Below are 21,816 nucleotides of genomic sequence, written 5' to 3' on the forward strand. Positions count from 1 at the left end.
TTCGCGCGCGCGCCGCAATCGATGGGTTACCCTGCCGCCCCCGTCGTCCCCCTCACCCTGCTCATCGTGAAGTTGTTCGCCTGGTTCTGGCTCGCGTTTCTGCTGTTCTTCGCCATCCCCTTCCCCTGCATCCTGTATTTCGCCAGCGACTGGCCACGCGTGCTGGCCCAGCCCAGCACGCCCGCATGGGCGCTGACCCTGCTGGCGCTGTCGCTGGGCCTGTGGCTGCACCTGCTCTACGCCTACCTGGACACGCTGCTGCTCATGCCCGGGCGCGCCCTGCACCGCGTGCGCCACCTGCTCACCCACGGCGTGCGCCGCGAGGCACTGATCGAACGCGCCGCCCCGACCGGGGTCGAGGTCAAGGGCTGGCCGCAGCTGTCGCTGACCCTGGCCTTCGACAACCTGTCCGGCACATCCATCCGCGACACCGTCTTGATCGTGGACCGCAAGCCGGCGCAACGCCGCTTCGAGAGCGGACGCACCGTGCCGCTGCGGCTGAGCACCGCGCCGGGCGCCACCCCGAACCTGGTGCTGGAGGACGCCGAGCCGGCGCTGGACCGCGCCAGCCTGTGGCGACGTGCGGCCGGCGCCGTGCTGCTGGCGGTCCTGGTCGGCGCGGCCTACGTGGCGGCCTGGCGCCTGCAGAACCGCGGCATGGGCTGGACCTTCCTGTCCTTCAACCACCCGCTGCTGATGAGTGCGCTGGTGCTCAACGGCTATGTGCTGGCGCTGCGCGTGATCCTGCGCGTGATCCGCAGCAACGCCACCGACGAGACCCTGAAGTACCGCGGCCTGCGCGCGCGTGCGCGGGTGCTGGACGTGCGCCAAACCGGCACCACCCTCAACGAGCAGCCGCAGGTGGAGTTCCGCGTGGCGTTCGCGGACGCGTCGGGCAACCCGCACGAGGCGACGATGCGGCGGTTCGTGTCGCTGCTCGACGTCGGGCAGTTGCCGCGCGACACCGTGTCGGTGCTGTACGACCCGCAACACCCCGCCCGCGCCGACCTGGAGCTGCCATGAAGACGCCACCCACCCCCGTGGTCTTCGCCGGCGTGGTGCTGCTGCTCGGCGGCCTCGCCTTCGCCGGCGGCGCCTGGGACACCGTCCGCGCCACCCTGCAGGCGGCCGGCCCAGGGGCTGCCCTGCAGGCCCCCTCCAAGCCGCAATCGCTGGCGGTGCCGACCCCGACTGCCCGTGCTGCCGACACCGCGCCGGCGCCGACGCCGGCACCACGCGGCAACCTGCTGTTCGACCCGCAGCGGCTGCGCGCGGCGCGGCAGGCGCTGGCGGACCTGCCCGCCCTGCAGGGCCACGACCTGCGCGTGTTCCATGCCGTGCATTTCTACGATGACCGGATCGGACTCGAACTGCTGGACCCCGCACAGCCGGACCACGTGGACGAATACAGCTTCCACGACGAGGCATGGCACAAGGATGCGCCAGTGAATCCGCGCATGTTCGGGCCGTTCCTCAAGCCAGCCACCGACACCGCCGCGCTGCAGGACATCGATTTCGAGGGCGCCTACCGGGTGGCCACGGCCTTGCAGGAACAGGGCGAGGCGCTACAGGCCGAGCCGAAGAAGGTGGATCACGTGTACGTGCTGGTGGGCCGGCGCGGCCGCCTGCGCTGGATGCCCGATGGCGTGGAAGGCGATCGCGTCAGCGTGGGCATCGAATTCGATGCGCAGGGACGGCCACGCGGCATGCAGCGCCAGTAAGCCGTGGCGCTTGCCACGCGACAGCACCACATCACGTCATCTCGCAGGAGCGACTCTTGTCCCCTTTTCGAGGATCAGCCGCGACAGGCTTTACCGGGATCGCCCGTCGCGGCTGAAAGCCGCTCCTACGCGCGCCACGACAAATACGCCCATCCAGCGTACGAACACGCGACCGAACGCGACCGTCAGTCGACCAGACGCAGCCGCAATTCCTTCGGCAGGGCGAACACCATCGACTCCGGTTCGCCCGCCAGTTCCGACACGCCATCGGCGCCGAGTTCGCGCAGCCGCGCGATGACCCCGTCCACCAGCACCTGCGGCGCCGAGGCGCCGGCGGTCAGACCGATGCGGCGCTTGCCGGCGATCCAGGCCGGGTCGATCTCGTCGGCGCCGTCGATCAGGTAGGACTCCACCCCGTCGCGCCGCGCCAGCTCGCTGAGCCGGTTGGAATTGGAACTGTTCGGCGAACCGACCACCAGCACCAGGTCGCACTCCCTGGCCAGGTCGCGCACCGCGTCCTGGCGGTTCTGGGTGGCGTAGCAGATATCGTCGTTCTTCGGCCCCTGCATCGCCGGGTAGCGCGCGCGCAGCGCCTCGATGATGCCGCGGGTGTCGTCCACCGACAGCGTGGTCTGGGTGGTGTAGGCCAGGTTCTCCGGCTGCTGCACGTCCAGCGTGGCGACCTGCTCGATGTCCTCGACCAGGTAGATGCGGCCGGCGCCGCACTCGCGGTCCCACTGCCCCATTGTGCCTTCCACCTCCGGGTGGCCGGCGTGGCCGATCAGCACCACGTCGCGGCCGGCGCGGCAGTGCCGGGCCACCTCGAAATGCACCTTGGTCACCAGCGGGCAGGTCGCATCGAACACCTTCAGCCCGCGCCGCTCGGCCTCCTGGCGCACCGCCTGGGCCACGCCGTGGGCGCTGAAGATCACCGTGTTGCCGTCGGGCACCTCGTCCAGTTCCTCGACGAAGATCGCGCCGCGCTGCTTGAGGTCGTCGACCACGAAGCGGTTGTGCACCACCTCGTGGCGCACGTAGATCGGCGCGCCCAGGGTTTCGATGGCGCGCTTGACGATCTCGATCGCGCGATCGACGCCGGCGCAGAAGCCGCGGGGGTTGGCGAGCAGGACATCCATTAGCTAGATCCGCCGGCCGCAGGGGGCCAGGCGCTTCGACAGGGAGAGTGGCACCGATTATCCCGCTTTTCGCTTCGCCTTGCCGTCGAACACGCCGAACAGGGCGATGCCGATGGCGCCGGCGACGATCGCCGAGTCGGCGATGTTGAACGAGGGCCAGTAGTGCTCGCCCACGTACCACTGGATGAAATCGACCACGTGGCCGTGCATCAGCCGGTCGATCACGTTGCCGATCGCCCCGCCGATCACCAGCGCGTACGGCAGCGCGCTGCGCCACTCGCCGCGCGGGGTGCGCGCCAGCCACCAGGCCAGCAGGGCGCTGATGCCCACCGCCAGCGCGGTGAAGAACCACAGCTGCCAGCCGCCGGCCTGGCTCAGGAAACTGAATGCCGCGCCGGTGTTGTAGGTCCGGTACCAGTTCCAGAAGCCGGGGATCACCGGCACCGCGGTGAACTCGGGCAGGCTGGACAGCACCCAGGCCTTGCTCCACTGGTCCAGGCCGATCACCGTGGCCGACAGCAGCAGCCAGATCAGGGCGGAGGGGTTGGGTCGTGCGGTCATGCGGGAAGTCCGCCTTGGGCGAAGAAGGAAAGGAAGGATGGCCGGCGCCGCAGCCACGGCGCCGCCGTCGGCCCCGGCGACGCGCAAGCCGCGTGGCCGGGGACGGCACTCAGAACCAGCGGCGCTCCTCGCCCGGTCCTTCGATGTTGCTGACGCAGCGGCCGCACAGTTCCGGGTGCGCCGGGTCGGCGCCGACGTCGGCGCGGTAGTGCCAGCAACGCACGCACTTGGGCTTCTCGGTGGCCTGGGCGCTGACGAAGATCTCGTCGGTGCTGGCCTCGCGCACCACCACGTCGCCGCTGATGAACAGGAAGCGCAGCTCTTCCTGCAGCGGCTGCAGCTTCGCCGCGGTGGCGGCGTCGGCGGCGACGGTGATCTCCGCCTCCAGCGCCGCGCCGATCACGCCGTTGCCGCGCATCGGCTCCAGCACCTTGGCCACCTGCTCGCGCAGCGCCAGCAACTGCTCGAAGTCGGACGCGCTCAGCGCCGCGTCGTCCGGCAACGGCGCCAGGCCTTCGTACCAGGTGGCGAACAGCACGTTGCCCAGGTGCGCGCCCGGCAGGTAGCCCCACAGTTCGTCGGCGGTGAAGCTCAGGATCGGCGCGATCCAGCGCACGAAGGCCTCGGCCACATGGAACATCGCGGTCTGCGCCGAGCGCCGGCCGAGCGAGTCCTCGGCCATCGTGTACAGCCGGTCCTTGGTCACGTCCAGGTACAACGACCCCAGGTCCACGCTGCAGAAGTTCAGCAGCGCCTGCACGATGGCGGCGAAGTCGTAGCGCGCGTAGGCGGCCTTGATCTGCTCCTGCACCTCGTAGGCGCGGTGCACGATCCAGCGGTCCAGCGCCACCAGTTCCGGCAGCGGCCGCAGGTGCACGGCCGGGTTGAAGCCGTGCAGGTTGCCGAGCAGGAAGCGCGCGGTGTTGCGCAGGCGCCGATAGGCGTCGGCGTTGCGCTTGAGGATCTCCTGCGACAGCGACATCTCGTTGCTGTAGTCGGCCGAGGCGATCCACAGGCGCAGGATGTCCGCGCCCAGCGTCTTCATGATGTCCTGCGGCTCGATGCCGTTGCCCAGCGACTTGGACATCTTGCGGCCGTGCTCGTCCACGGTGAAGCCGTGGGTCAGGCACTGCCGGTACGGCGCGGCGTGGTCCAGCGCCACACCGGTCAGCAGCGAGGACTGGAACCAGCCGCGGTGCTGGTCGGAGCCTTCCAGGTACAGGTCGGCCGGCTTGGGCAGGCCGCGTTCGGTCAGCACCGCCTCGTGGGTGACGCCGGAATCGAACCAGACGTCGAGGATGTCGGTGATCTTCTCGTAGTCGGCCGCCTCGTCGCCGAGCAGCTCGGCGGCGTCGAGCGCGTACCACACGTCCACCCCGCCCTCCTCGACGCGGTCGGCGACCTGGCGCATCAGTTCGGTGCTGCGCGGGTGCGGCTCGCCCGTCTCGCGGTGCACGAACAGCGCGATCGGCACGCCCCAGGTGCGCTGGCGCGAGATCGTCCAGTCCGGGCGCCCGGCGACCATGCCGGCGATGCGCGCCTGGCCCCAGGCCGGGTACCAGTGCACGCCCTCGATGGCCTGCAGCGCCTCGGCGCGCAGGTTGGCCTGCTCCATCGAGATGAACCACTGCGGCGTGGCGCGGAACGCGATCGGGGTCTTGTGGCGCCAGCAATGCGGGTAGCTGTGGACCATGCTGGCGCGCGCCAGCAGCAGCCCGCGCGCGGCCAGCAGGTCGGCGATGACGTCGTTGGCCTTCCAGATGTGCAGCCCGGCCAGTTCCGTGCCATCGACCGCCGGGGTCGACGGCAGGTACACGCCGCGCGCATCGACCGGGTTGATCTGCGCCGCGCTGTAGCGCTCCAGCAGCCCGTACGGCTTGACCGCCACGTAGTCCTCCTGGCCGTGGCCGGGGGCGGTGTGCACCGCGCCGGTACCGTCGGTGTCGGACACGTGGGTGCCGAGGATCACCGGCACGTCGCGCTCGTCGTAGAAGGGATGCGCCAGCACCTGGTGCTCCAGCGCCGCGCCGGCGACGCGGCCGTGCACCACCACCTCATCCACCCCGTAGCGCTGCAGCGCGCGCTCGGCCAGCGCGTCGGCCAGCACCAGCCAGCGACGGCGACCGTCGCGGGCCGGACCTTCGACCAGCGCATAGACCAGTTCCGGCCCCAGCGACACCGCCAGCGAGGCCGGCAGCGTCCACGGCGTGGTGGTCCAGATCGGCACGGCCACTTCGGCACCGTCCGGCAGGGTCGCACCGAACGCGGCGGCCAGCGCCGCGCCGTCGCGGGCCGTGTAGGCCACATCCACCGTCGGCGACTGCTTGTCGGCGTACTCGATCTCGGCCTCGGCCAGCGCCGAACCGCAGTCGAAGCACCAGTGCACCGGCTTCACGCCGCGGGTCAGGTGGCCGTTCTCGACGATCCGCGCCAGCGCGCGGATCTCGTTGGCCTCGAAATGGAAGTCCAGCGTGCGGTACGGGTTTTCCCAGTCGCCGATCACGCCCAGGCGCTTGAAGTCACGGCGCTGGATGTCGATCTGCGCGTTGGCGTATTCGCGGCACTTCTGCCGGAACTCCACCGCATCCAGCTTCACTCCGACCTTGCCGAACTTCTTCTCGATCGCGATCTCGATCGGCAGGCCGTGGCAGTCCCAGCCCGGGATGTACGGCGCGTCGTAGCCGGACAGGTACTTGGACTTGACGATGATGTCCTTGAGGATCTTGTTGACCGCATGGCCGAGGTGGATCGCGCCATTGGCGTACGGCGGGCCGTCGTGCAGCACGAACAGCGGCCGGCCTTGGGCGTTGTCGCGCAGCCGCGTGTACAGGCCCTCGCTCTCCCAGCGCGCCAGGATGTCCGGCTCGCGCTTGGGCAGGTCGCCGCGCATCGGGAACTCGGTCGCCGGCAGATGGAGGGTGGCTTTGTAGTCCTGGGTCACGGGCAGTTACCGGTCGGTGGTCTTCAGGGGGAGGTCCGCGCGCGGGGCGGCGGACACGGGCGGCAGGCCCGCGCCGGCAGGCGCAGCGAGCAGTTGCCGCGCCAGCGCGGCGTCGCGGTGCATCTGCGCGGTCAGCGCCGGCAGATCGGCAAAGGTTTCCTCGTCGCGCAGCTTGGCGACGAACTCCACCTCGATGTGGCGACCGTACAGGTCGCCCTGGAAATCGAACAGGTGCGCTTCCAGCAGCGGCTCCACGCCCTGCACGGTCGGGCGGGTACCGAAACTGGACACCGACGGCCACGGCTGCGCCGCCACCCCGTGCACCCAGGTGGCGTAGATGCCGGACAGCGCCGGGGTGCGGGCGAACCGCAGGTTGGCGGTGGGATAGCCGAGCGTGCGCCCGAGCTGCTTGCCGCGCACCACGCGGCCGCCGATCGCATACGGGCGGCCGAGCAGTTCGGCGGCATGGGCGAACTCGCCGGCCACCAGCAGCTCGCGGATGCGGGTGCTGGAAATGCGCTCCTCGCGCAGGTGCACCGGCGCGATCTCGTCGGCGGCGAAGCCATGCTGGGCGCCCAGCGCACGCAGCAGCGCGATGTCGCCGCCGCGCTTGTGGCCGAAGCGGAACGCCGGGCCGATCCAGACCTCGCGCGCACGCAGGCGCTCGACCAGCACGCGCTGCACGAAGTCCTCCGCGCTCATCGAGGCCATGCGCCGGTCGAAGCGCAGCAGGCCGACGCTGTCGACGCCGAGTTGGAGCAGGCCCTGCACCTTGGCCCGGGCCAGGGTCAGCCGCGGCGGCGGCGCGGCCGGGGCGAAGAACTCGCGCGGCAGCGGCTCGAAGCTCAGCGCCACCGCAGGCACGCCCGCTTCGCGCGCGCGCGTGATCGCCTGCCGCACCAGCGCGCGGTGGCCCAGGTGCAGGCCATCGAAGGCGCCGATGCAGACCACGCTTCCCTGCGGGAACAGGGTCCCGCCCTCGACGTCTCTAAACAGCCTGCTCATTCCTCGGTCCGAAGCGCCGGCGCAGGAAGCGCCGGTCGATGATGCGTAACCGTCGAGTATAGCGGGTGGGGGCTTGGCTCGGGGCTCGGGACCCGGGTCGGCAGCATCGGCGTGCGGAGCCAGACCATCGCCAGGCGATCCGGCAAAAACAAAGTGATCACTTTCTGTGGGAGGGACTTCAGTCCCGACGGGCTTTCCCGGGAAGGCCCGTCGGGGCTGCAGCCCCTCCCACAGTTCAATCGCAAGCGCTTAGCACTCGCGGAAACTCCCGGGTCCCGGACCCCGGACCCCGGACCCCGGACCCCGGCTTCAATGCTCGCGCAGATCCCGCGGCCGGAACCCCAGCGCCAGCAACGCCAGCAGATACACCGCGCCGCCGCCGCCGACCAGCAGCAACAGGCTGCCGATCCGGTGCCACTTGTCCATGGTGGTAAACGCCGGCAGCCAGTGCAGGCCCAGCGCCAGCACCGCAGCCATCGCCGCGCAGGCCACGCCCAGCCGCAGCAGGTAACCGCCCCAGCCCGGCTTGGGCTGGTAGACCTGGTCGCGGCGCAGCCAGCGCCACAGCAGCGACAGGTTGAGGTAGCTGGCCACCGCACTGGCCAGGCCCAGCGCCAGGTGCAGGCCCGGCACCGCCTCCAGCGCCGCGCGCACGCCCTGCGCACGCAGCTCCGCCGGCACCCACAACTGGTACAGGATCGCCAGGAACAACAGGTTCAGCGCCATGTTGGCGACCAGCGCGGCGACGCCGGCACGCACCGGCGTGCGCGTGTCCTGGCGCGAATAGAACGCCGGCAGCAGCACCTTGAGCAGGGCGAACGCCGGCAGGCCGAAGCTCAGCCCGAACACCGACATCGCCGCCATGCGCGTGTCGAAGGCGGTGAACTTGCCGTACTGGAACAAGGTCGCCACCAGCGGCTGGCTCAGCAGCATCAACCCCAGCATCGCCGGCACCGCGATCAGCAAGGTGGTGCGCAGCCCCCAGTCCAGCGCGCTGGAAAAGCCCGCGCGATCGGTCTTGACGTGGTGCCGCGACAGCGCCGGCAGGATCACCGTGCCCAGGGCCACGCCGAATACGCCCAGCGGCAGCTCCAGGAAGCGGTCGGCCTGCGACAGCCAGCTCTGCGAGCCGGCGTACAGGAACGAGGCGATCACCGTGTCCAGCAGCAGGTTGATCTGCGCGATCGAGGAGCCGAACAGGGTCGGCACCATCAGGGTCAGCACCCGGCGCACGTCCGGATGCCGCCAGCCCCAGCGCGGCAGGGTCAGCAGGTCGATGCCGCGCAAGGCCGGCAACTGGAACAGCAACTGCAGCACGCCGGCCACCAGCACCGCCCAGCCCATCGCCAGGATCGGCACCTGCAGCCGCGGCGCCAGCCACAGCGCGCCGGCGATCATGCACAGGTTGAGGATCACCGGGGTCAGCGCCGGCAGGCCGAAGCGGTGGAAGCTATTGAGCGCACCGCCGGCCAGCGCGGTCAGCGACACGAACAGCAGGAACGGGAAGGTCAACCGCAGCAGATCGACGATCAACCCGAACTTGGCCGGGTCGTCGGTAGCGCCAGGATTGAACAGCATCGCCACCTGCGGGGTGAAGATCAGCCCCAGCGCGGTGACCAGCAGCAGCACCCCGCCCAGGGTGCCGGACACCCGCGACATCAGCGCGCGCAGGTCGGCGTGCGGGCGGGTTTCCTTCACCTCGGTGAACACCGGCACGAACGCGGTGGCGAACGAGCCCTCGGCGAACAGCCGGCGCAGGAAGTTGGGAATGCGGAACGCCACCCAGAACGCGTCGGTGGTGGCGTTGGCACCGAAGGAAATGGTGATGGCCTGGTCGCGCACCAGTCCCAGCACGCGCGAGACCATGGTCATGCTGCTGAAGGAGAGCAGCCCGCGGAGCATGCGCGGCTGGCTCATGCGGCAGCCCTCTTGACAATTGACTTGACGCGAATATTCGGACGCTTCATACTCTCCCGCTTGTTTTTATCCACCACACAGCTTTCCAGGAAACCACCACCGTGGCCAATATCAAGTCCGCCAAGAAGCGCGCCAAGCAGACCGTCGTGCGCAACGCGCGCAACACGGCTCAGCGTTCGATGCTGCGCACCGCCGTCAAGAAGGTCATCAAGGCCCTGGACGCCAACGACGCAGCCGGCGCCGAAGCCGCTTTCGCCATCGCCCAGCCGATCCTCGACCGTTTCAGCTCGCGTGGCCTGATCCACAAGAACAAGGCTGCCCGTCACAAGAGCCGCCTGAGCGCCCGCATCAAGGCGATCAAGACCGCCGCCTGATCGGCTGCCGTCGACGCCGGAAGCGCCCACGCTTCCGGCAGCACCACGAAAAAGCCCGGCCTCGGCCGGGTTTTTCGTGTGCGCGTCACCCTGCCCCGCGCGCCGCGGGACGGCGCGACGCTCAGGAGGCATTGGCGGCCGCCTCCAGCGCCTCCTCGCGCTGGCGGTCGAAGAACGCCATCACGTCCTTCATGATCGGCCAGGTGCCTTCGCGGCCCAGTGCCGACACCAGGTACCAGGGCTGGGTCCAGCCCAGCTCGGCGACGACCTGCTCGGCCAGCGCACGCGCCTCGTCCTCGAACATCAGGTCGGCCTTGTTCAGCACCAGCCAGCGCGGCTTGGCCAGCAGCTCCGGGTCGTGCTTCTGCAGCTCGCGCTCGATCGCCCGCACCTGCTCGGTCGGCGACACGCCATCCACGCCACCCTCCATCGGCGCCAGATCCACCAGGTGCAGCAGCAGGCGGGTGCGCTGCAGGTGGCGCAGGAACTGCGCGCCAAGGCCGGCGCCGTCGGCGGCACCCTCGATCAGCCCGGGAATGTCGGCGATCACGAAGCTGCGGTAGGCCTCGACGCTGACCACGCCCAGGTTCGGATACAGCGTGGTGAACGGGTAGTCGGCGACCTTCGGCGTGGCCGCGGACACGGCGCGGATGAAGGTGCTCTTGCCGGCATTGGGGAAGCCCAGCAGGCCGACGTCGGCCAGCAGCTTCAGCTCCAGCTTGAGCGTGCGCTCCTCGCCCTCCTCGCCCGGCGTCGCCTTGCGCGGCGCGCGCGTCACCGAACTCTTGAAGTGCATGTTGCCCAGGCCGCCCTTGCCACCCTGCGCGACCAGCAGGCGGTCGCCATGCGCGATCAGGTCGCCGATGACCTCGTCGGTCTCGACGTTGATCACCACGGTGCCGACCGGCACGGTGATGGTCAGGTCCTCGCCGGCCTTGCCGTACATCTGCCGGCCCATGCCGTTCTCGCCGCGCTGCGCACGGAACGCGCGCTGGTGGCGGAAGTCGACCAGGGTGTTGAGATTCTCGTCGGCGACCAGCCACACACTGCCACCATTGCCGCCGTCGCCGCCGTCAGGCCCACCCAGCGGGATGAACTTCTCGCGGCGAAAGCCGATGCAGCCATTGCCGCCATTGCCGGCCGTGACCTGGATTTCCGCTTCGTCTACGAGTTTCATGGATAACAACCGGGAATGGGGAATAGTGAATCGGGAATGGAAAAAGCGAGCCATCGCCGCGGCGACGATTCTATGTCGCAGCCACAGATCGGCAAAATCCATCACTGCATTGCCTGACGCAACCAAGACAGGGCGAGTTCACGGGAGGCGCCTTTGCCCATTCCCGATTCCCCACTCCCAGCCGCAAAACAAAAACCCCGCCGAAGCGGGGCTTTCGTCAGCAAGCCTGCGCCACGGCGCAGGCCCTGGACACCGGCGACTTACGCCTCGGTGACCACGCTCACGGTGCGGCGCTTCTTGGCACCCTTCACCGAGAACTCGACCTTGCCGTCGACCAGCGCGAACAGGGTGTGGTCGCGGCCCAGGCCGACGCCGGCGCCCGGGTGGAACTGGGTGCCGCGCTGACGCACGATGATGTTGCCGGCTTCGATGGCCTGGCCGCCGAACATCTTCACGCCCAGGTACTTCGGGTTGGAGTCGCGGCCGTTGCGCGAGGAACCTACGCCTTTTTTGTGTGCCATGACTGCTGCTCCTTACTTCTTGTCGCCACCGGCGATGCCGGTGATCTCGATTTCGGTGTAGTGCTGCCGATGACCCTGACGCTTCATGTGGTGCTTGCGGCGGCGGAACTTGATGATGCGCACCTTGTCGGCGCGGCCATGGGCCACGACCTTGGCGGTGACGGCGGCGCCCTTCAGCGCGTCGCCGATCTTGATGCCGTCGCTGTCGCCCAGCATCAGGATGTTGTCGAACGTGATCTCGTTGCCGGCTTCGACTTCGAGCTTTTCCACGCGGAGCGTTTCGCCCTGCGCGACGCGGTATTGCTTACCGCCGGTGACCAGTACTGCGTACATGACCAGACTTCCTCTGTAGTTATTGTGGTCGTTCCTGCCGTGCCGTTTCGGGCAGACAGGAGCGGGATTGTAAGCCGCCGCGCGCGGCAGGGTCAAGCCCACCCAGGCCCGGACTGTCAAGCCCCGCGGGCCGGCGCGGCTGCCTGAACCAGCCAGCCGCCGGCGCCCGGCGGCGCTGGGATCTGCGGCAATTGCCCCCACCTGACAAGCTGGGTACGCTGATCGATTGCCGTCCCCTTTCCGCCCCCACACTGGCCAGCGGCACCGCCACGGCCGGCACATTCCGGAATCTCTTCATGGCGATGGATTACATCCGCATCCGCGGCGCGCGGACGCACAACCTCAAGAACCTCGACCTCGACCTGCCGCGCGACAAGCTGATCGTGATCACCGGCCTGTCCGGGTCCGGCAAGTCCTCGCTGGCGTTCGACACCATCTACGCCGAGGGCCAGCGCCGCTACGTGGAGTCGCTGTCGGCGTACGCGCGGCAGTTCCTCAGCGTGATGGAGAAGCCCGACATCGATCACATCGAAGGCCTGTCGCCGGCGATCGCGATCGAACAGAAGTCGACCTCGCACAACCCGCGCTCGACCGTCGGCACCATCACCGAGATCTACGACTACCTGCGCCTGCTGTATGCGCGCGTCGGCCAGCCGCGCTGCCCCGACCACGGCTATCCGCTGGAGGCGCAGACGGTCAGCCAGATGGTCGACCAGGTGCTGACCCTGGACCCGGAGCAGCGCTACATGCTGCTGGCGCCGGTGATCCGCGAGCGCAAGGGCGAGCATGCGCAGGTGTTCGAACAACTGCGCGCGCAGGGCTTCGTGCGCGTGCGCGTGGACGGCGAGCTGTACGAGATCGACGCGGTGCCGGCGCTGGCGCTGCGCCAGAAGCACACCATCGAGGCGGTGATCGACCGCTTCCGCCCGCGCGAGGACATCAAGCAGCGCCTGGCCGAAAGCTTCGAGACCGCGTTGAAGCTGGCCGACGGCATGGTGTCGGTGCAGTCGCTGGACGACACCGCGGCCGCGCCGCACCTGTTCTCCTCCAAGTACAGCTGCCCGGTCTGCGACTACTCGCTGCCGGAGCTGGAACCGCGTCTGTTCTCGTTCAACGCGCCGATGGGCGCCTGTCCGAGCTGCGACGGCCTGGGCGTGGCCGAGTTCTTCGATCCCGAGCGGGTGGTGGTGCATCCGGAGCTGTCGCTGTCGGCTGGCGCGGTGCGCGGCTGGGACCGGCGCAACGCGTACTACTTCCAGCTGATCGCCTCGCTGGCCAAGCACTACAAGTTCGATGTCGACGCGCCCTGGCAATCGCTGCCGGCGAGCGTGCGCCAGGCGGTGCTGTACGGCAGCGGCGACGAGACCATCACCTTCACCTACTTCACCGATGCCGGCGGCCGCACCCAGCGCAAGCATCGCTTCGAAGGCATCATCCCCAACCTGGAGCGCCGCTACCGCGAGACCGAATCACCGGCGGTGCGCGAGGAACTGGCCAAGTACATCAGCGAACGGCCGTGCCCGGACTGCAAGGGCGCGCGCCTGAACAAGGCCGCGCGCAACGTGTTCGTCGCCGACCGCCCGCTGCCGGACCTGGTGGTGCTGCCGATCGACGATGCACTGAGCTTCTTCCGCCAGCTCGACCTGCCCGGCTGGCGCGGCGAGATCGCCAGCAAGATCGTCAAGGAGATCGCCGAACGGCTGGGCTTCCTGGTCGACGTCGGCCTGGATTACCTGACCCTCGAACGCAAGGCCGACACCCTGTCCGGCGGCGAGGCGCAGCGCATCCGCCTGGCCAGCCAGATCGGCGCCGGCCTGGTCGGGGTGATGTACGTGCTCGACGAGCCGTCGATCGGCCTGCACCAGCGCGACAACGAACGCCTGCTCGGCACCCTCACCCGCCTGCGCGATCTTGGCAACACGGTGATCGTGGTCGAGCACGACGAGGACGCGATCCGCCTGGCCGACTACGTGCTGGACATCGGCCCCGGCGCCGGCGTGCACGGCGGCGAGGTGGTCGGCCAGGGCAGCGTGCAGGACCTGCTGAAGGCGCCGCGCTCGCTGACCGGGCAATACCTGTCGGGCAAGCGCCGCATCGAGATCCCGGCCAAGCGCCACAAGGCCAATCCGAAGATGACCCTGCACCTGCGCGGGGCCACCGGCAACAACCTCAAGAACGTCGACCTGGACATCCCGGCCGGCCTGCTGACCTGCATCACCGGCGTGTCCGGCTCGGGCAAGTCGACGCTGATCAACGACACCCTGTTCACCCTGGCCGCCAACGAGATCAACGGCGCCTCGCACAGCGTGGCGCCGTACCGCGAGATCGAGCACCTGGACCTGTTCGACAAGGTCGTGGACATCGACCAGTCGCCGATCGGCCGCACCCCGCGCTCCAACCCGGCCACCTATACCGGCCTGTTCACGCCGCTGCGCGAACTGTTCGCGCAGGTGCCGGAAGCGCGCTCGCGCGGCTACTCGCCGGGCCGCTTCAGCTTCAACGTGCGCGGCGGCCGTTGCGAGGCCTGCCAGGGCGACGGCCTGATCAAGGTGGAGATGCACTTCCTGCCGGACGTGTACGTGCCCTGCGACGTCTGCCACGGCAAGCGCTACAACCGCGAGACGCTGGAGATCCTGTACAAGGGCTTCAACATCAACGACGTGCTGGAGATGACCGTCGAGGATGCGCTGAAGCTGTTCGAGCCGGTGCCGTCGATCGCGCGCAAGCTGGAGACCCTGGTCGACGTGGGCCTGAGCTACATCAAGCTGGGGCAGAGCGCGACCACTTTGTCCGGCGGCGAGGCACAGCGCGTGAAGCTGTCCAAGGAACTGTCGCGGCGCGACACCGGCCGCACCCTGTACATCCTCGACGAGCCGACCACCGGCCTGCACTTTCACGACATCGAGGCGCTGCTGGGCGTGCTGCACAAGCTGCGCGACGAGGGCAACACCGTGGTGGTGATCGAGCACAACCTGGACGTGATCAAGACCGCGGACTGGATCGTCGACCTCGGCCCGGAAGGCGGCCACCGCGGCGGCACCATCCTGGTCACCGGCACGCCGGAAGACGTGGCGGCCTGCCCGCAGTCGTACACCGGCCAGTTCCTGGCGCGGATGCTGCCCTCCACCAGCGCGCGCCCGGAGCAGCCGGCGGCGATGGCCAACAAGCCCGATGCGCGCCCGCCGCGCAAGGTCAAGCCGGAAAAGCCGGCGAAGAAGCAGGCGGTGGCCGCCAAGAGCGGCAAGGCCAGCAAGAGCACCACCAGCACCGGCACCAAGAAGAAGAAGGACGTTTGATGAGCAGCGAACACAAGATCCTGGCGCGCATCCCGATCAGCGTGCGCTGGCGCGACATGGACAGCATGGGCCACGTCAACAACGCCAAGTACATCTCCTACCTGGAAGAGGCGCGCGTGCGCTGGATGCTGGGCGTGGAAGGCGTCTCGATGAGCGATCGCATCGCCCCGGTGGTGGCGGCGACCAACGTCAACTACCGCGCGCCGATCGTGTGGCCCAACGACATCCTGGTCGAACTGTTCGTCGAGCGCCTGGGCACCAGCAGCGTGACCATCGGCCACCGCATCGTCGACCAGCAGGACGAAAGCCGGCTGTACTCCGACGGCCACGTGGTGGTGGTGTGGATGGACACCCAGACCGGCAAGAGCGCGCCGCTGCCGGACGCCGTACGCAAGGCGACGAGCTGAGGCCTGCGCTTGCGCCGGGCGTGGCCCGGCGCATAGTCCGCAATGCAGCGGCGCTGCTCACGCAGGAGCGGCGTGCGCTCCTTGTGGGAGGGACTTCAGTCCCGACGACGGGTGGTCTCAGCCGACGCTGGGCTTCGCCCGTCGCGGCTGATCCCACAAAAGGGGACGAGAACCGCTCCTACGACGAGGGGAGGCGCCTTTTCCCGAGGAGGCTCCCCTACATCGCCTGCTTGCGCACGGTCAGCGTCGCATCGGCCTTGCCGCCGCCTTCCAGTTGCAACTGCAGCGGCACGGCCTGGCCTTGGCTCAGCGCACCCTTGCCCTGCATCAGCATCAGGTGCATGCCGCCGGGCTTGAGTTCCACGCGGGCGCCAGGCGCCAACGGCACGCGCTCGACCGCGCGCATCCGGCTGACGCCGGCCACCAGCGTGGTTTCGTGCAACGACACATCGCCGAAAGCGGGGCTGCTGGCCCCGACGACCGTGACCGGCTTGCCGCAGCCGTTGTGGAGCACGCCGTAGCCGGCGGTCATCGGCATCGCCGGATTCGGCGGCAAGCGCGCCCAGCCCTGCTCCAGAGTGACGCACGCCGGTTCCGCGGCCGACGCAGTGGCGGCAACCGCACACAGTACGAACAATACGCCAGCGAATGGTTTGATTATCATCGCCGAGGTTCCTTCTTCGAAAGCAGACCGCAGCATGACGACGCTCATCGACGTGATCAACCACGGCCCCCTCCGCGAACTGCGCCTGGCGCGGCCGCCGGTCAATGCGCTGGACACCGACCTGTGCCGGCACCTGATCCAGGCGATCGAGCAGGCCAACGCCGATGGCGCGCACGGCATCGTGCTGTCGGGCAACGAACGCCTGTTCTCCGCCGGCATGGACGTGCCGCACCTGCTCGGCCACGGCGACGATCGCGCCAAGCTGCTGGGCAGCTGGCAGCAGTTCTTCGGTGCGGCGCGCGCCTTGGCCGCCAGCCCGATCCCGGTGGTCGCGGCGCTGACCGGCCACGCCCCGGCCGGCGGTTGCGTGCTGGCGCTGTGCTGCGACTACCGGGTGATGGCGCGCAGCCCCGATGCGGCGCATCCGCTGCACATCGGCCTGAACGAGACCCAGGTCGGCCTGGTCGCCCCGGAAGGCATCCAGCGCCTGCTGCGGCGGGTGGTCGGCGCGCACCGCGCCGAGCGCCTGCTGGTCGGCGGCGACCTGGTCAGTGCCGAACGCGCGCTGGAGATCGGCCTGGTCGACGAACTGGTCGACGCCGACCTGGTGGTGGCGCGCGCGCTGGCCTGGCTGCTGGACCTGCTCAAGCGCCCGCGGCAGCCGATGCTGCAGACCCGTGCCGTCGCCCGCGCCGACCTGCGCGCGGCGCTGGCCGACGAGCACATCGGGCTGGAGCGACTGATCGACGACTGGCAGGCGCCGGACACCCAGGCCGCACTGCGCGCGCTGGTGGCGCGTCTGGGCAAGGGCTGAGCGGAGCGGGCACGCGGGCGGGCGCGGACGGCCCGCTATAATCGGCGCACGTCCGTCGCCAGGCCCCGCCTCTTGTCCGCCAAGCCCGCCCCCGTCGTCTCCGAACTGATCGAGCTGCTGTCGCTGGAGCGGCTGGAGGACAACCTGTTCCGCGGCCAGAGCCGCGACATCGGCACCAAGTACGTGTTCGGCGGCCAGGTGCTGGGCCAGGCGCTGTCGGCGGCGCAGGCCACGGTCGAGAACGCGCGCCGCGTGCATTCGCTGCACGCCTACTTCCTGCGCGCCGGCGACATCGAGCACCCCATCGTCTACGACGTGGACCGCACCCGCGACGGCGGCAGCTTCTCGGTGCGCCGGGTCACCGCGATCCAGCACGGCAAGGTGATCTTCTTCTGCGCGGCCTCGTTCCAGGAACAGGAGGACGGCGCCACCCATCAGCTGAAGATGCCGGAAGTGCCGCAGCCGGAAGACATCGAGCCGACTCCGGCGGCGCGCCCGGAAGTGCTGGCGACGCTGCCGACCAAGGTGCAGCGCTGGCTCTCCCGCGGCGGCCCGTTCGAGTTCCGCCACGTGTATCCGCGCGACGAACTGAATCCGCCCAAGCGTCCGCCGTTCCAGCAAATGTGGCTGCGCCTGAGCGAGCCGGTCGGCGATGCGCCGGAACTGCACCAGGCGCTGCTCGCCTACGCCTCCGACTTCCACCTGCTCGGCACCGCCACCTTCCCGCACGGCATCAGTTACTACACGCCGAACGTGCAGATGGCCTCGCTCGACCACGCGCTATGGTTCCACCGCCCGTTCCGCGCCGACGACTGGCTGCTGTACTCGCTGGACAGCCCCAGTGCGCAGGGCGCGCGCGGCCTGGCGCGCGGGCAGTTCTTCACCCGCGACGGCACCCTGGTCGCCAGCACCGCACAGGAAGGCCTGATCCGGGTGGTCCCCGACGCCGACGCCGCGGCGCAGGTGCCGGCAAAACGCTGAGGACACGAACATGCGTCAGATCTTCAGCAGCCAACGCGTGGAAACCGCCGAAGGCGTCGCCGCCCTGCTGCGCGATGCCGGCATCGACGTGCGCCTGAGCAACGGCCGCTCCTACCGGACCCGGCGCAGCGGCCAGTTCAGCTATCTCGACCCGGTCGCGGCGCAGGCCCAGCCCACGGTGTGGGTGGTGCACGCCGACGACCAGCCGCGCGCACGCGAACTGCTGCGCGACGCCGGCCTGCTCGACAGCACCCGCCGCGATCCGGAACAGGGCCGTGCGCCCTACTTGAACGAGTTCCGCTCGCAGGTGGAAGCGGACGGCGGCAAGCGCTGGGCCTGGCGCATCCGCATCGCCCTGCTGCTGGCGATCGGTGCGGTGGCGCTGATCACCGTGCTGCGCCATCGCGACAACCGCGCGCCGACCACCGCACCAGCACAGGCACCCGCGACGCAACCGGCCACGCCCCCGGCGCAGGACAGCGGCAGCGACGAAGTGCGCGTGCGCGTGCAGCCGGCACCCCGCGGCAACTGAGCCGCGCCGAACGCAGGTCCACGCATGCGGTGGACGTCGCCTCTGGCGATGACGCCCTGCCGATGATCGTCCTTGCGCGACGGCGGAGGCGCCAACGCTGCGACGGCAATCCGATCGGCACGGCGATCGAATCCTGCGCGCGGCGTCCGCCGTAGCGGAGACCGCCACCGCAACCGGCCGCGACGCTGTCGACGCGCCCCGCGCGACCACGCGCGTCCCGCGCTGCACCTGCGCCGCACTGCACGCGACGGCAGGTTTCGGCAGATGGAAAAACAAGAACGCCCCTGCGCGCGGGGCGCAGGGGCGCTGTCGATCGGCGCCTTGGTGCAGTGACACCGCGGCCACCGCCGCGGCGGATGGCTCAGTTGCTGTCCGGCGCCGGCATCGGCGGCGGTGCGTCGCCACCGCGCTGCCCGCCCGGGCGATGTGCCCAGCGCTTGGCCTGCGCCGCATCGAACTCGGCGCGGCTGAGCATGCCGTCCTTGTTGGTGTCGGCCGCGGTGAACCAGGCATCGCGATGTTGCTTGGCGCGCAGTTCGAAGTCGGCACGGTCGATGTAGCCGTCCTTGTTCACGTCCATCTTGTCGAAACGCGCGGCGAGCTTGGGATCGGCCTGCGCTTCGGCGCGGCTGATGCGGCCGTCCTTGTTGGTGTCCAGCTTGGCCATCATCGCGCCGGGCACGCCGTGGTCGCCCGGGCCGCCGTGACGGCCGTGGCGCGGCCACTCGTCGCGGCTGAGCTTGCCGTCGTGGTTCTTGTCCATGGCGTCGAAATGCTGGGCCAGGCGCGGATCGGCGGCGGCCTCGCTGCGGTCGATGACACCGTCGCCGTTCTTGTCGAGCGCGGCGATGCCGCCGGCATCGGCGGGCGCGGCGGGATCGGCCGGCGGCGGGGGAACGGCGTAGGCGGTACCGGACAGCACGGCCAGCACGGCCAGGGCGAGCAGCGGGTTGCGAGACTTCATGGGTCACTCCCTGAGGATGATGAGAAACCTGCCGAGGACGGCAGGCGTCCGGCGCCGCAAGCGGCCCGCATCGCGGGCCGGCACCGCGGTGCCTTCCCTGCTGACAACGCCCCGTCGCCGCCGCGGTTGACCCGCCGCCGGGCGCATTCATCGACGGGACAGTCGCGGCCCCTGCGATGACGAAGCGCTATGCTCGACGCATGGCCATTCATTCCGACGCCAGCGACGACCTGCGGCTGTTCCAGACCGGCCAGCACGCATGTGGCTACTGGCCCGAGCGGCAGGCCCGCGACCTGGTGCTGGACCCGCACGATCCACGCCTGGGCGCGCTGTATCCGCTGGCGCTGAGCTGGGGCTTCCGCCGCTCCGGCGATCTGGTCTATCGCCCGCACTGCGACCATTGCCGCGCCTGCGTTGCGGTGCGCATCCCGATCGATGCGTTCGTGCCCGATCGCAGCCAGCGCCGCTGTCTGGCGCGCAATACCGATGTCGAGGTCCGCATCGTCGCCGCCGAGCGCAACGAGGAACAGCTGGCGCTGTACCAGCGCTACCTGCGCCACCGCCATCCCGGCGGCGGCATGGACGATCACGGCGCGCACGAGTTCGACCAGTTCCTGATCGGCCGCTGGTCGCATGGCCGCTTCCTGGAGCTGCGGCAGCGCATGCCGGACGGAAGGCGTGGGCCGCTGCTGGCGGTAGCGGTCACCGACATCGCCGCGCAGGCGCTGTCGGCGGTCTACACCTTCTACGACCCGGACGCCGGCGCGCGCGGCCTGGGCACCCTGGCGATCCTGCAGCAGATCGCCTGGGCGCGACGCGAGGGCCTGCGCCACCTGTACCTGGGCTACTGGATCCGCGGCCACCAGAAGATGGACTACAAGCGCCGCTTCCGGCCGCTGCAGGCCTACGACGGCCGCCACTGGCGCGACTTCGACGACTATCTGCGCCAGCTCGGCGGCTAGCCGACGGCAACCGCTACCGCGCTGCCCAGTCGATGCCGCCGCACGTCGCGGCGCCATCGTGCCGACATGCCGCGCATGCGAAAATCGGCGCATGACATCACGCCTCCTCCTGCTCGCCCTGACCCTGCTGTGCGGCGCCTGCGCGCACACCGCCCCCACGTCCTCCCCGATGACCGACGCCGCCGCGCCCGCCGCCACGACACTGCGCCTGGCCACCTACAACACCTCGCTCAATGCCGACGAACCCGGCGCACTGATCGCCGCCCTGCAGGGCGACAGCGCGCAGGCGCGCAAGATCGCCGCGGTGCTGCAGCAGGTGCGCCCGGACATCGTGCTGCTCAACGAGTTCGACTACGACGAGGCGCACCGCGCCGCCGACCTGTTCGAGCAGCGCTACCTCGAGGTGCCGCAACCGCACGGCGGCGCTGCGCTGCGCTATCCCTACCGCTACCTGGCCCCGGTCAACACCGGCGTGCCCAGCGGCCTGGACCTGGACAACGACGGCCATGTCGGCGGCGAAGGCCGCGCGCGCGGCAACGACGCCTGGGGCTACGGCCTGCATCCCGGCCAGTACGGCATGCTGCTGCTGTCGAAGTACCCGATCGACGCCGCGGCGGTGCGCAGCTTCCGCCTGCTGAAATGGAGCGCGATGCCCGACGCGCTGCGCCCGGTCGATCCGGCCACCGGCCGCTTCTTCCACAGCGACGCGGTGTGGGCGCAGCTGCGGCTGTCGTCCAAGTCGCACTGGGACGTGCCGGTGCGCACCCCGCTGGGCGTGCTGCATGCGCTGGTGGCGCACCCGACCCCGCCGGTGTTCGACGGCGCGGAGAAGCGCAACGCCGCACGCAACCACGACGAACTGCGGCTGTGGCGCGAGTACCTGGACGATGCCGGCAGCGGCAAGGCGCGCTGGCTGTGCGACGACGCCGGCCGCTGCGGCGGGCTGGCCGCCGATGCGCAGTTCGTGATGCTCGGCGACCTCAACAACGACGTGATCGACGGCGACGGCCACCACGACGCGATCCGCGCGTTGGTGACGCATCCGCGCGTCCTGCAATACCCCACCCCGCACAGCGCTGGCGGCGAGGAGACCACGCGCGCCTACGCGGCCACCGGCATCGACCATCGCGGCCCACCGCAGCAGGTCACCGGCGATTTCGGCCCCAAGGCCGGCACCATGCGCCTGGACTACGTGTTGCCGTCGCGCAACTTCCGCTACCTGGACAGCGGCGTGTTCTGGCCGGCCTCCAATGACGCCTCCGCCGCCATCGCCGACGGCAGCGACCACCATCTGGTCTGGGTCGACGTCGCCGCGGGACCGTAGACGCCGGCGAACGAGGGCGGCGCGCTGCGCGGCGCCGTCCTGGCAGCGCTCCACAGGCGGCCTAGCGGCCGCCGTTTCTCTGCCTGGCCGGCGGCGCGCCATGCCCCCAGCGCCCGGCCGGCCACCAGCGCGGCCGCCTCGAGCGCCGGCCGCAAGGCGCCACGGGCGGAAGGAGCGCCTCGTCCC

At 69.9% G+C, this 21,816-nt stretch carries 20 protein-coding genes; 10 read left to right on the forward strand and 10 right to left on the reverse strand.

Annotation, left to right across the window (positions count from 1 at the left end; translation table 11 throughout):
• Window positions 1-66: 66 nt before the first annotated feature.
• Complete coding sequence (locus SLW56_RS02530) at window positions 67-1,023, forward strand: hypothetical protein (protein ID WP_320694308.1); 957 nt, start codon at window positions 67-69, stop codon at window positions 1,021-1,023.
• Window positions 1,020-1,721 (forward strand): hypothetical protein, encoded by a 702-nt coding sequence (locus tag SLW56_RS02535; RefSeq protein ID WP_320694309.1) that lies wholly within the window; start codon window positions 1,020-1,022, stop codon window positions 1,719-1,721. The genes SLW56_RS02530 and SLW56_RS02535 overlap by 4 nt, the downstream gene beginning before the upstream one ends.
• Before the next feature lie 185 nt (window positions 1,722-1,906).
• On the opposite strand, the gene ispH is transcribed toward SLW56_RS02535, so the two are convergent.
• From ispH to murJ, 5 genes are all read right to left on the reverse strand, one after another.
• The gene (gene ispH / locus SLW56_RS02540; RefSeq protein WP_152236221.1) at window positions 1,907-2,857 is read right to left on the reverse strand and encodes a 4-hydroxy-3-methylbut-2-enyl diphosphate reductase; all 951 of its coding nucleotides are present in this window, start codon (window positions 2,855-2,857) and stop codon (window positions 1,907-1,909) included.
• A 57-nt stretch (window positions 2,858-2,914) separates the two neighbouring features.
• Entirely contained in the window at window positions 2,915-3,418 is a 504-nt protein-coding gene (gene lspA / locus SLW56_RS02545) for a signal peptidase II (RefSeq protein WP_320694310.1), read from the reverse strand.
• Between the two features lie 109 nt (window positions 3,419-3,527).
• A complete protein-coding gene (gene ileS, locus SLW56_RS02550) occupies window positions 3,528-6,359 on the reverse strand; it encodes an isoleucine--tRNA ligase (protein WP_320694311.1) in 2,832 nt (943 codons plus the stop codon).
• Between the two features lie 6 nt (window positions 6,360-6,365).
• Window positions 6,366-7,364, reverse strand: coding sequence for a bifunctional riboflavin kinase/FAD synthetase (locus SLW56_RS02555; RefSeq protein ID WP_267093681.1), 999 nt, complete (start codon window positions 7,362-7,364; stop codon window positions 6,366-6,368).
• 309 nt (window positions 7,365-7,673) lie between these two features.
• Complete coding sequence (murJ, locus tag SLW56_RS02560) at window positions 7,674-9,266, reverse strand: murein biosynthesis integral membrane protein MurJ (RefSeq protein ID WP_152236244.1); 1,593 nt, start codon at window positions 9,264-9,266, stop codon at window positions 7,674-7,676.
• A 116-nt stretch (window positions 9,267-9,382) separates the two neighbouring features.
• Between murJ and rpsT the strand changes: the two genes are divergently transcribed.
• Window positions 9,383-9,655, forward strand: coding sequence for a 30S ribosomal protein S20 (gene rpsT, locus SLW56_RS02565; protein ID WP_010341167.1), 273 nt, complete (start codon window positions 9,383-9,385; stop codon window positions 9,653-9,655).
• A gap of 121 nt (window positions 9,656-9,776) precedes the next feature.
• Here the strand turns inward: rpsT and cgtA are convergent, their stop codons facing one another.
• The 3 genes from cgtA to rplU form a co-directional block, all read right to left on the reverse strand.
• Complete coding sequence (cgtA, locus tag SLW56_RS02570) at window positions 9,777-10,832, reverse strand: Obg family GTPase CgtA (protein ID WP_017916359.1); 1,056 nt, start codon at window positions 10,830-10,832, stop codon at window positions 9,777-9,779.
• 260 nt (window positions 10,833-11,092) lie between these two features.
• Entirely contained in the window at window positions 11,093-11,353 is a 261-nt protein-coding gene (rpmA, locus tag SLW56_RS02575) for a 50S ribosomal protein L27 (RefSeq protein WP_010341169.1), read from the reverse strand.
• A gap of 12 nt (window positions 11,354-11,365) precedes the next feature.
• Window positions 11,366-11,686, reverse strand: coding sequence for a 50S ribosomal protein L21 (rplU, locus tag SLW56_RS02580; RefSeq protein ID WP_010341170.1), 321 nt, complete (start codon window positions 11,684-11,686; stop codon window positions 11,366-11,368).
• A gap of 296 nt (window positions 11,687-11,982) precedes the next feature.
• Between rplU and uvrA the strand changes: the two genes are divergently transcribed.
• Window positions 11,983-14,982, forward strand: a complete 3,000-nt coding sequence (uvrA, locus tag SLW56_RS02585) for an excinuclease ABC subunit UvrA (RefSeq protein WP_017916358.1) — start codon at window positions 11,983-11,985, stop codon at window positions 14,980-14,982.
• Window positions 14,982-15,389 (forward strand): thioesterase family protein, encoded by a 408-nt coding sequence (locus SLW56_RS02590; RefSeq protein WP_017912417.1) that lies wholly within the window; start codon window positions 14,982-14,984, stop codon window positions 15,387-15,389. The genes uvrA and SLW56_RS02590 overlap by 1 nt, the downstream gene beginning before the upstream one ends.
• Before the next feature lie 217 nt (window positions 15,390-15,606).
• Here the strand turns inward: SLW56_RS02590 and SLW56_RS02595 are convergent, their stop codons facing one another.
• Window positions 15,607-16,053 carry a copper chaperone PCu(A)C gene (locus tag SLW56_RS02595; protein ID WP_320694312.1) on the reverse strand — a complete coding sequence of 149 codons (447 nt, stop codon included), beginning with the start codon at window positions 16,051-16,053 and terminating at the stop codon, window positions 15,607-15,609.
• A 34-nt stretch (window positions 16,054-16,087) separates the two neighbouring features.
• On the opposite strand from SLW56_RS02595, the gene SLW56_RS02600 reads away from it, so the two are divergent.
• The 3 genes from SLW56_RS02600 to SLW56_RS02610 all read left to right on the forward strand — a co-directional run bounded on the left by SLW56_RS02600 (window position 16,088) and on the right by SLW56_RS02610 (window position 18,380).
• Window positions 16,088-16,867, forward strand: a complete 780-nt coding sequence (locus tag SLW56_RS02600; RefSeq protein WP_320694313.1) for an enoyl-CoA hydratase/isomerase family protein — start codon at window positions 16,088-16,090, stop codon at window positions 16,865-16,867.
• Window positions 16,868-16,939: 72 nt separating this feature from the next.
• The gene (tesB, locus tag SLW56_RS02605) at window positions 16,940-17,848 is read left to right on the forward strand and encodes an acyl-CoA thioesterase II (RefSeq protein ID WP_010341175.1); all 909 of its coding nucleotides are present in this window, start codon (window positions 16,940-16,942) and stop codon (window positions 17,846-17,848) included.
• 10 nt (window positions 17,849-17,858) lie between these two features.
• Window positions 17,859-18,380 carry a DUF2007 domain-containing protein gene (locus SLW56_RS02610; protein WP_017908863.1) on the forward strand — a complete coding sequence of 174 codons (522 nt, stop codon included), beginning with the start codon at window positions 17,859-17,861 and terminating at the stop codon, window positions 18,378-18,380.
• A 361-nt stretch (window positions 18,381-18,741) separates the two neighbouring features.
• Here the strand turns inward: SLW56_RS02610 and SLW56_RS02615 are convergent, their stop codons facing one another.
• Entirely contained in the window at window positions 18,742-19,344 is a 603-nt protein-coding gene (locus SLW56_RS02615) for an EF-hand domain-containing protein (RefSeq protein WP_043092804.1), read from the reverse strand.
• A 200-nt stretch (window positions 19,345-19,544) separates the two neighbouring features.
• On the opposite strand from SLW56_RS02615, the gene SLW56_RS02620 reads away from it, so the two are divergent.
• Complete coding sequence (locus tag SLW56_RS02620) at window positions 19,545-20,306, forward strand: arginyltransferase (protein WP_295959804.1); 762 nt, start codon at window positions 19,545-19,547, stop codon at window positions 20,304-20,306.
• Window positions 20,307-20,397: 91 nt separating this feature from the next.
• On the forward strand, window positions 20,398-21,630 hold the full coding sequence (locus tag SLW56_RS02625) for an endonuclease/exonuclease/phosphatase family protein (protein ID WP_295908331.1): 1,233 nt from the start codon (window positions 20,398-20,400) through the stop codon (window positions 21,628-21,630).
• The last annotated feature ends 186 nt before the right edge of the window (window positions 21,631-21,816 follow it).

This window comes from Xanthomonas sp. LF07-6 (assembly GCF_034105445.1).
In the GTDB taxonomy this organism is placed as follows: Bacteria; Pseudomonadota; Gammaproteobacteria; order Xanthomonadales; family Xanthomonadaceae; genus Xanthomonas_A; species Xanthomonas_A sontii.

Bases quoted from the DNA above. Each gene is read 5' to 3' on its own strand.
- SLW56_RS02535 (WP_320694309.1), top strand. From the start codon at position 1,020: ATGAAGACGCCACCCACCCCCGTGGTCTTCGCCGGCGTGGTGCTGCTG.
- ispH (WP_152236221.1), bottom strand. From the start codon at position 2,857: ATGGATGTCCTGCTCGCCAACCCCCGCGGCTTCTGCGCCGGCGTCGAT.
- lspA (WP_320694310.1), bottom strand. From the start codon at position 3,418: ATGACCGCACGACCCAACCCCTCCGCCCTGATCTGGCTGCTGCTGTCG.
- SLW56_RS02555 (WP_267093681.1), bottom strand. From the start codon at position 7,364: ATGAGCAGGCTGTTTAGAGACGTCGAGGGCGGGACCCTGTTCCCGCAG.
- murJ (WP_152236244.1), bottom strand. From the start codon at position 9,266: ATGCTCCGCGGGCTGCTCTCCTTCAGCAGCATGACCATGGTCTCGCGC.
- cgtA (WP_017916359.1), bottom strand. From the start codon at position 10,832: ATGAAACTCGTAGACGAAGCGGAAATCCAGGTCACGGCCGGCAATGGC.
- rpmA (WP_010341169.1), bottom strand. From the start codon at position 11,353: ATGGCACACAAAAAAGGCGTAGGTTCCTCGCGCAACGGCCGCGACTCC.
- rplU (WP_010341170.1), bottom strand. From the start codon at position 11,686: ATGTACGCAGTACTGGTCACCGGCGGTAAGCAATACCGCGTCGCGCAG.
- uvrA (WP_017916358.1), top strand. From the start codon at position 11,983: ATGGCGATGGATTACATCCGCATCCGCGGCGCGCGGACGCACAACCTC.
- SLW56_RS02590 (WP_017912417.1), top strand. From the start codon at position 14,982: ATGAGCAGCGAACACAAGATCCTGGCGCGCATCCCGATCAGCGTGCGC.
- SLW56_RS02595 (WP_320694312.1), bottom strand. From the start codon at position 16,053: ATGATAATCAAACCATTCGCTGGCGTATTGTTCGTACTGTGTGCGGTT.
- SLW56_RS02600 (WP_320694313.1), top strand. From the start codon at position 16,088: ATGACGACGCTCATCGACGTGATCAACCACGGCCCCCTCCGCGAACTG.
- SLW56_RS02610 (WP_017908863.1), top strand. From the start codon at position 17,859: ATGCGTCAGATCTTCAGCAGCCAACGCGTGGAAACCGCCGAAGGCGTC.
- SLW56_RS02615 (WP_043092804.1), bottom strand. From the start codon at position 19,344: ATGAAGTCTCGCAACCCGCTGCTCGCCCTGGCCGTGCTGGCCGTGCTG.
- SLW56_RS02620 (WP_295959804.1), top strand. From the start codon at position 19,545: ATGGCCATTCATTCCGACGCCAGCGACGACCTGCGGCTGTTCCAGACC.
- SLW56_RS02625 (WP_295908331.1), top strand. From the start codon at position 20,398: ATGACATCACGCCTCCTCCTGCTCGCCCTGACCCTGCTGTGCGGCGCC.